The 7,519-nt window shown below is 40.7% G+C and carries 8 protein-coding genes and 2 pseudogenes; 7 read left to right on the top strand and 3 right to left on the bottom strand.

What is annotated here, in order from left to right; translation table 11 throughout:
* Window positions 1-185 precede the first annotated feature (185 nt).
* Complete coding sequence (locus Q4519_RS21110; RefSeq protein ID WP_303515824.1) at window positions 186-506, top strand: hypothetical protein; 321 nt, start codon at window positions 186-188, stop codon at window positions 504-506.
* 79 nt (window positions 507-585) lie between these two features.
* On the opposite strand, the pseudogene Q4519_RS21105 reads toward Q4519_RS21110, so the two are convergent.
* Together Q4519_RS21105 and Q4519_RS21100 are read right to left on the bottom strand one after the other, a co-directional pair.
* Window positions 586-836, bottom strand: a pseudogene (locus Q4519_RS21105) (group II intron reverse transcriptase/maturase); the annotation flags it as partial.
* A gap of 193 nt (window positions 837-1,029) precedes the next feature.
* The gene (locus tag Q4519_RS21100; protein ID WP_303515822.1) at window positions 1,030-2,238 is read right to left on the bottom strand and encodes an IS4 family transposase; all 1,209 of its coding nucleotides are present in this window, start codon (window positions 2,236-2,238) and stop codon (window positions 1,030-1,032) included.
* A gap of 103 nt (window positions 2,239-2,341) precedes the next feature.
* On the opposite strand from Q4519_RS21100, the pseudogene Q4519_RS21095 reads away from it, so the two are divergent.
* From Q4519_RS21095 to Q4519_RS21080, 4 genes and pseudogenes are all read left to right on the top strand, one after another.
* A pseudogene (locus tag Q4519_RS21095) lies at window positions 2,342-2,702 on the top strand (IS1634 family transposase); the annotation flags it as partial.
* A 12-nt stretch (window positions 2,703-2,714) separates the two neighbouring features.
* Window positions 2,715-2,867 (top strand): hypothetical protein, encoded by a 153-nt coding sequence (locus tag Q4519_RS21090; protein ID WP_303515819.1) that lies wholly within the window; start codon window positions 2,715-2,717, stop codon window positions 2,865-2,867.
* A 421-nt stretch (window positions 2,868-3,288) separates the two neighbouring features.
* Window positions 3,289-3,774 carry a hypothetical protein gene (locus Q4519_RS21085; protein WP_303515816.1) on the top strand — a complete coding sequence of 162 codons (486 nt, stop codon included), beginning with the start codon at window positions 3,289-3,291 and terminating at the stop codon, window positions 3,772-3,774.
* Between the two features lie 345 nt (window positions 3,775-4,119).
* Window positions 4,120-4,548, top strand: a complete 429-nt coding sequence (locus Q4519_RS21080; RefSeq protein WP_303515814.1) for a hypothetical protein — start codon at window positions 4,120-4,122, stop codon at window positions 4,546-4,548.
* A 168-nt stretch (window positions 4,549-4,716) separates the two neighbouring features.
* On the opposite strand, the gene Q4519_RS21075 is transcribed toward Q4519_RS21080, so the two are convergent.
* A complete protein-coding gene (locus tag Q4519_RS21075) occupies window positions 4,717-6,297 on the bottom strand; it encodes a hypothetical protein (protein WP_303515812.1) in 1,581 nt (526 codons plus the stop codon).
* A 576-nt stretch (window positions 6,298-6,873) separates the two neighbouring features.
* Here Q4519_RS21075 and Q4519_RS21070 point away from each other — a divergent pair.
* Window positions 6,874-7,047, top strand: coding sequence for a hypothetical protein (locus tag Q4519_RS21070; RefSeq protein ID WP_303515810.1), 174 nt, complete (start codon window positions 6,874-6,876; stop codon window positions 7,045-7,047).
* 287 nt (window positions 7,048-7,334) lie between these two features.
* Window positions 7,335-7,481 carry a DUF6597 domain-containing transcriptional factor gene (locus Q4519_RS22400; protein ID WP_336623455.1) on the top strand — a complete coding sequence of 49 codons (147 nt, stop codon included), beginning with the start codon at window positions 7,335-7,337 and terminating at the stop codon, window positions 7,479-7,481.
* Window positions 7,482-7,519: the final 38 nt, after the last annotated feature.

Here is a 7,519-nt window from a genome sequence, read left to right as displayed (position 1 = left end):
GCTATCGCCACAAAAGGCTGAAGCAGAATACTTCAAAACTTATAACGAGGTGGCCAGTTTTAGTTGACCACTACAATACAACCTACATCGAGTAAGATGGCGGTGGTTAAGTCATGCGGAAGAAACGATGAGGCTGATTGAAGCGTTATCTGTATGTGCAATATTACCTTGGAGTCATGTACTAAATGGAATCAAAGTTCGATAAGTTATTAGCATTCAGTGTCGCTTTAATTCATTTTTTTGCATTCTCTGGGCTGATATATAGAGCCCAAATATATGAGCATATACCTGTATCATCAGGAGACCCTTATGGTTTAGGTGACATTATAGATTTACTATTTGTTTTTATAGTTGTCGTCATTTGGTGTTGTGCGTTTATATCTGCTGTTGCTGTAACTTTACTTAATTTCAAAACCAATTGGCTAGCTTCTCTGAAATTACTTTTATATGCCTCAGTTGGTCTTATTGGCTATTTATATGTTAAAGATTCAAGTTTACTGTTTTAGTTTAAAAACAGCTAATCGAGTAGCCGAAGCTATCTAGCCCTCACAACCCCCTTCATACGGATCCGAACAGACCGTTTCACTATGAATAGTGAAGCTTAATCCACCCATCTCTCAGCTCATAAAGACCCTGTCTCTTCAGATAAGCATTGGACAATGCGTGTTGAATGCCAAGTGTTTTCGAACTTCACCATGGGCCTTTTTACTGGTGATGCCGCAAGCAACCGCTGACAGGATATGCACGTCACACGATAGCAGGTTTCTGACTTTGCTTCTGGGCTTGCGCCACTGTCGCCAGTAAGCCATTCCGACTCTACGCCTGATATGATATTCTCCGGATGGCCGTCCCGTTCTCAGCTCGCAGTTTTGCTAGCGGCTTCCTCCAAACCTTTCCTCGCGGAAAAGCTCTTGCCATTCGCTAATAGTTAACGTTTAATGATCAAAAGGTTATATGGACGGTGTGATTTTCCTATAGAGGACTTTCACCTCATCAGTTCATGCCCATGCTGGGCGCTGAGGGATCCCCTCATAATTTCCCCAAAGCGTAACCATGTTTGAATAGATTTTGAGTAAGCAGGGTTGCAGCCACGAGTAAGTCTTCCCTTGTTATTGTGTAGCCAGAATGCCGCAAAACTTCCATGCCTAAGCGCACTGTTGAGAGTACGTTTCGATTTCTGACTGTGTTAGCTTGGAAGTGCTTGTCCCAACCTTGTTTCTGAGCATGAACGCCCGCAAGCCAAAATGTTAGTTGAAGCATTAGGGCGATTAGCAGCATGATATCAAAACGCTCTGAGCTGCTAGTTCGGCTATGACGGAGGCCCAGACCGTAGGCAGGACTTTTCAAGTCTCGGAAGGTTTCTTCAATCTGCATTCGTTTCGAATAGAGCCTAACAAGTTGTTTGGGTGTTCGAATTTCAACAGGTAAGTTAGTTGCTAAAACCAATGGCTCCTTTGCCGACGCTGAGTAGATTTTAGGTGACGGGTGATGACAATTAGTCCGTGTCGAGCGCTGATTTGTTCGGCCTTTAGGGCGAGATTTATACAATAGAATTTGGCATGAGATTGGATTGCTTTTAGTCAGCCTCTTATAGCCTAAAGTCTTTGAGTGACTTGATGACATATCGTGTAAGAGGCTGATAGATTTCCAGTTTTCCGCTCCTAGGTCTGCATATTGTACTTTTCCTCTTACTCGACTTAACCAGTACCAACCCCGCTTCTCAACGGATTTATACCATGGAACTTTAAAGCCAGCATCACTGACAATGAGCGGTGTGGTGTTACTCGGTAGAATGCTTGCAAGGTCGGCTAGAAATTGGTCATGAGCTTTCTTTGAACATTGCTCTGAAAGCGGGAACGCTTTCTCATAAAGAGTAACAGAACGACCGTGTAGTGCGACTGAAGCTCGCAATACCATAAGCCGTTTTTGCTCACGAATATCAGACCAGTCAACAAGTACAATGGGCATCGTATTGCCCGAACAGATAAAGCTAGCATGCCAACGGTATACAGAGAGTCGCTCTTTGTGGAGGTGACAATTACCTAACAATCGGTCGATTCGTTTGAGGTTATGTTTTGTTCTCGCTTTGGTTGGCAGGTTACGGCCAAGTTCAGTAAGAGTGAGAGTTTTACAGTCAAGTAATGCGTGGCAAGCCAACGTTAAGCTATTGAGTTGTTTTAAGTGTAATTCGGGGCAAAATTGGTAAAGAGAGTCGTGTAAAATATTGAGTTCGCCCATCTTGTTGTCTGATTATTGATTTTTGGCGAAACCATTTGATCATATGACAAGATGTCTATCTACCTTAACTTAATGATTTTTATAAAAATCATTAGGGGATTCCTCAGAGCAAAAAGTTGAACGCGGTTTTCGATTCTTAAAAAGTCCCGAATTTTTAACCTCGTCCATCTTTTTAAAGAAGCTGCAACGAATTGAAGCCTTGCTGATGATAATGACATTGAGCTTGATGGTCTACGCCGGGTTGGAGCATAAAATCCGCGAAGAGCTAAAGCATACCGATTAATTTTTCCCCAGCATGGTCAAAAACAAAACGACCTCAAAGCCGACAGCGCGCTGGGTGTTTTTGAAATTCGAGGGCATAGACATGCTGGAGTTTGGCGAGCAGCGATTTATTACAGATGCAAGATTACCAACGACGGCTACTGCAACGACTTGGCGAGATGTACGAATTATTTTATTCCTAAATTGGCTGCGGAATGTCGGCTGTAATGGATCTGAATTTTGGCGTAACGGAAGGTAAACCCGAGAAACTTGGAGCCAGACACTGGGCCGCCCCGTTCTCAGCTCGCAGTTTTGCTAGCGGCTTCCTCCAGACTATTCCTCACGATTTAGCCCTTGCCATTCGCTAGTAGTTATCTTTAAATAACAATGAGTTATTCAAATGGTGTTCTTCCACAGAGGACTCTCATCTCATTAGTTAATTCCCATGTCGGCCGTACACAAGCAATTCAAGCAGATTCGCAACGCTCGGGGCTATCGGTTTGCATTGAATCAGGTGTTTAAGGTGGTTTGCAGTAACTTGGTTTGTGCGTTGCTCACTACTTAATTAGGCGTGGATAATGAGCCCCCTGAAACCTCTTAAAACTAGCCTAAAATGCCTCGATATAAGCACCAAATCACGATTATTTTCATCACAATAGAGAAAACTAAACAATTGATTCAAAAAAATAATTCAGTTATGGTTTGATGCGCCATGGGTAATCGCCCATAAAAAATAAGTTTAAAAACGAGTCACTCTAAAGGCTCATTTTGTGCTGAGGTAATTTATCGATGATTTGGCTCTATATAATAATTGCAATAATTGTAACAATCTTGTTTATTAGATTCCCTAAGCCAGTGGGGGCATTTATAGGAATAATTGGTATTGCTTTGGGTGCGGTATATTTTTATTATGATGGACAACAAAAGCAAATCGGGATGTCCGAGGGTGTAGAAATTGCAATAACGTTTGATACAAAAAACTGCACTAAAGAGCTCCCTTTACTTGTTACTATTCAAAATAATAGCCAACTCATGATAGAAAGAATCAATTGGAATATTGGGGCTCATACCAAGACAGATGGTAATAATATTATCTATTCTGGTAATAATGTTGCCGTCGACTATGGATTTTCGGATCATTACTCATCAGAAAAGATACTGGATTTAGGGCAAAAATTTAGCTCCTGTTACCAAATTCCATCGCTTACAGGTCAATTTACTCCTGAAGATTTAAATTGGTCGATAGTGCAGGAAGATATTATTTTTCAAAATTAAGCACATAATCGGGTAACCGGGGAGACCCTCCGCATCATAATGTGCCAATGATGTTGATGACTACGGTGAAAGGAGATAGATGGCTTATTTTAAATAAAGTCAGCTTGTAACAAGAAGACAACTTGGTTTAAATGGCAGATTAAAGAGTCATCAATGCCAATAAGGAATGTTGAATAACATACTTAAATGCCTTACTGGTGAAAAGCTAGGGGCACATTCAAAAGCAAATTCTATAGCGTAAAGACACCAACTTGATGCCACTACACCGGCGTCAGCTCAGTCCAACAAAGAATTTATACACACGCTGTGCGTATGGAGACTAAAGCGTAAGATGAAAAGGCTCTGATGGACAAGTTTCAAGGTTATATATTTAATTTTTTCACAATGGTATTAGCCTGCTCATTATCACTCATATTGCTTCCATTCTTTAGGATCCCAAAAGGAAAAACTGTTAAATTTGAACTAAGGGTTAAACCAAAAGCTATAGCGATTCCTGACTATTATCGGGTATGGGGTGAAAACGTAGTGGGTAACCAAGCATTATTTTTTTCCACTAACAATCCATTTGAACCTTATTCGTTGTATTTGTCGAAAAAAGAAATAAAGAAGCTCCCTGAGAATACGATTAGCTTTAAGTATGCACTAAATCAAAAAAAAGAAATGAAAACAGCATTAGTTACCATTGAAACAAAGAAATGCCTTTTTGGTGGCTATCTGCCTGCAATAATATCAAATGTCCAAGTGCTCAATGAAGAGCCAGAATGGTCGAAATAGAATCGTTTAACAACATGTATTGGAGTTAATATGTACTAGCTCAGACTTGATCTGACAGTTACCCATCTTTCAAGTTGGATTTCGCGAGTTCAACAAATTTAGCTTAACGCGACAGGCCCTAAGCCAAATTTAGATTTAATCGGTAAGGCAGCGCCTTGATAAATGGCGTTAATATTCCTGAGTTAATAAGTCAGAGCGACTTAATAACCCCTTAGTAGATCCTAACAGTGCAGCATCTAACTTTTTAAGTTCGACTTTACTATCCATCACGTTTTCAGGTGACAGTGGATTAAACTCAGCCTCACTTTGTTGGCTAAGCTGCGCTAGGCGAACCCCCTCTTTTTGCCATATTGAGTCGCTCAATTTCTGCATTTGCGCTAAAGAAAGGCCGGCCATCTTTGAAGCTTCACCCAATGCGGCCGATGACACGGCTTGCACAGCAGTACTCAGTCGGCTTGCTAGCCCAGCAATGCCAAGCTTACTTGAGTTATATAGCTGACGCGTGTTCGCTATTTGCTCTATATTGGCTTGCTGCATCGACTTAATTTTGTCGCCTAACTCGGCTAACTCAGCTACCACCGCTTGGGAATGCTGAGCAGACTCGGCTAGCGATTTAATGTGTAGTGTTAAGTTTTCTTTACGGCGCTCACGAGCGTTACGCTCATGCTCAGCCTCTAGAGGCTCAACTGATTGTAACGAGAGCCTAAGTGTCTCATTTTGTATATTCGCTTCTTTAGTTGCGGCATTAACGATGGCGTAAAACTCACTCATGTTTACATTTGCTTCACTTAAACTATTAATCTGAGAACCCATGGTTTCAATATGCTTAGTGATCCTATTCAACCGCTCTTCACTTTTGCGAATGAAATCTTGGGCGGCATTGATTAGCGCCTTGTGCCGTTCTTTGTGCTGGAGCGGTGAAAGCGCTAATAATTCCCTTAACTTTGTTTTTTGCTCAGTATATTCAGCCCAGTTTGTCTCTATTGTTACTTCGTTTGGTAGATTGGCAATTTGCTGAGCTAAGGTTACTATCGCCTCGTTATGATCAAGTATTTCAATTTTAAGTAATGCGATTTTTTCCCGTGAAGCCCGCGATATCACACCAAATCCGAACAATGTCAGATCTTGCTCCAGTACCGCTATCTGCCGCGTTTTATCTTTTACCGCGTTGGTTAAACTTTCTCGCTCTTGCTCCAGCTCTGCCCTTTGTGAAGCAAGTTTAAACTCCGCCTCTTTGACCTTTGCAATTTCTCTTAATACATCATAGGTTATGCCTTGCATCCGTAATGCATGAATGGCATCGACCATATCGGTTAATTCGGTGACTTTTGTTTCAAATGATATCAATGCATGAAACGTTTCGTCATGAACACTGTTTAGTTCAGAGAAAACTTCTGTATCACTTACTGCAGTGATCCTCTGAGCTAGTTGCTTATGCTCTTGCTGCAACAACTGATTAAACTGAATAAATTGTTTTAGGCTTTCGCTACCGTCATTCTCGCTATCTTTATCGTTAAATAGCAAGGCTTGCACCATGGCATTATGCTTCTCTGCTGCCGTCATCTGAGGATCGAACAATAGCGTTTGAAAGATATTGTTTGAGTTAACATTGGCTCGATGATTGCTGATTGGTAACGCTTTATTAATAGGATTGCTTGTGGTCGAAGGAGAATGGAATGTCGTTTTCAACTCCGCTATCGCAGCTTGAGAATTAATCGACGTTTCATTGTTAGAGGCTTTATCTTGCATGGCATATCCTACTCAGCGTAGCTGAAATTAAATTTGGGGAAAGCAAAAATGGCGAGTTGATTAAATCAGATTAGGGCTAACCCACTCGCTAGCTGCGTAATAATAATTGACTAATGAATGATTAACAATGACTTAAATTTCACTTTTTTGGGTAATTTATTGATCATTCTAATGCTACAAATATTCTCGAAGTGGGCTCTGGCCCTTCTGACTCTGTCATTGTAGTTGGCTAACTTGCCTAAAATAATAGGCCCCGCCCACATTTGAAGCAGGCTTACGCTAGCAATCTTATATTTAAGTCAGTGCCCAATATTCTTTTCTCGCCGTTTTACTCGCAGCTTACTCAAAGTGCTACAGTTAAGGAAAACCCTTGCCATTCTCTAGTTGTTATCTTTAAATAACAGTCAGTTATTAAATGGCGCCCTGCCGACAGAGGTGCTCACTGATTAGTTAATACCATGTCGGGCATACGCAAACATTTCAAGTGGAGCGGTTATACAGTTTGCTAGGCATTGCTTCACTTAACAATTTTAGCAAAATTATTATTAACTCCCTTAAATGGCCCTAGGTGTATTTATGAGTGATTCACTTATTATCGAAACTTACCCTAATAAATTACGTTTATTGGCCATCACTATGTTTCTACTTGGTATTTATAGCTTGCTGTCACAAGGCTCTGATTTGTTTGGTGTCGTCATGCGTACTTTGTGGGGGCGTATTGTATGGCTCACTCGAAAAGAAAATAGCTAAGTTTAATCATAGAGATCGTACCTTAGAAATTTCAACTAGCAGTGTTTTTAGACATACTATGTCACGGATAAAACTAAATGATATGACTAAACTTGAAGTAGTACAGGGACTTGGAAATACTGGTGGTTTTTGGTTTATTAAAGTAACGCAAGGGGATAAATCTTACTCGATTACTTCTCAGGGAGCGCTGTCAAAAAAGCGGCTAACGTTAGAGCTTACAAAAATAAGCCAGTATTTGTTTAGAAACACCTAATCGATTAGCTAAATTTCTAGATTCGGGGGAAGTAATGGATTACAAAACATTTTTACCTAGTAAAAGTCTATCTTCATTTATTAATTGCTTTTGGACACTTGAAGTCGATTCGGAAGATAAGCCAGCAAAACAACGCATTGTTCCCTGTTCTGGTCAACCAAAACTGGACACCTTTAGTTGAGAATTTTCAAACTCCACTGGTGACAGATCACCATTGGC

The sequence above is a fragment of the Motilimonas sp. 1_MG-2023 genome, from assembly GCF_030547455.1.
In the GTDB taxonomy this organism is placed as follows: Bacteria; Pseudomonadota; Gammaproteobacteria; order Enterobacterales; family CBDFNC01; genus Motilimonas.
Note: the sequence above shows the minus strand (reverse complement) of the source record. Positions and strands in the feature narration are given on the sequence as shown.

Bases quoted from the DNA above. Each gene is read 5' to 3' on its own strand.
- Q4519_RS21090 (WP_303515819.1), top strand. From the start codon at position 2,715: ATGTCGGCTGTAATGGATCTGAATTTTGGCGTAACGGAAGGTAAACCC.
- Q4519_RS21085 (WP_303515816.1), top strand. From the start codon at position 3,289: ATGATTTGGCTCTATATAATAATTGCAATAATTGTAACAATCTTGTTT.
- Q4519_RS21070 (WP_303515810.1), top strand. From the start codon at position 6,874: ATGAGTGATTCACTTATTATCGAAACTTACCCTAATAAATTACGTTTA.
- Q4519_RS21100 (WP_303515822.1), bottom strand. From the start codon at position 2,238: ATGGGCGAACTCAATATTTTACACGACTCTCTTTACCAATTTTGCCCC.
- Q4519_RS21075 (WP_303515812.1), bottom strand. From the start codon at position 6,297: ATGCAAGATAAAGCCTCTAACAATGAAACGTCGATTAATTCTCAAGCT.
- Q4519_RS22400 (WP_336623455.1), top strand. From the start codon at position 7,335: ATGGATTACAAAACATTTTTACCTAGTAAAAGTCTATCTTCATTTATT.
- Q4519_RS21110 (WP_303515824.1), top strand. From the start codon at position 186: ATGGAATCAAAGTTCGATAAGTTATTAGCATTCAGTGTCGCTTTAATT.
- Q4519_RS21080 (WP_303515814.1), top strand. From the start codon at position 4,120: ATGGACAAGTTTCAAGGTTATATATTTAATTTTTTCACAATGGTATTA.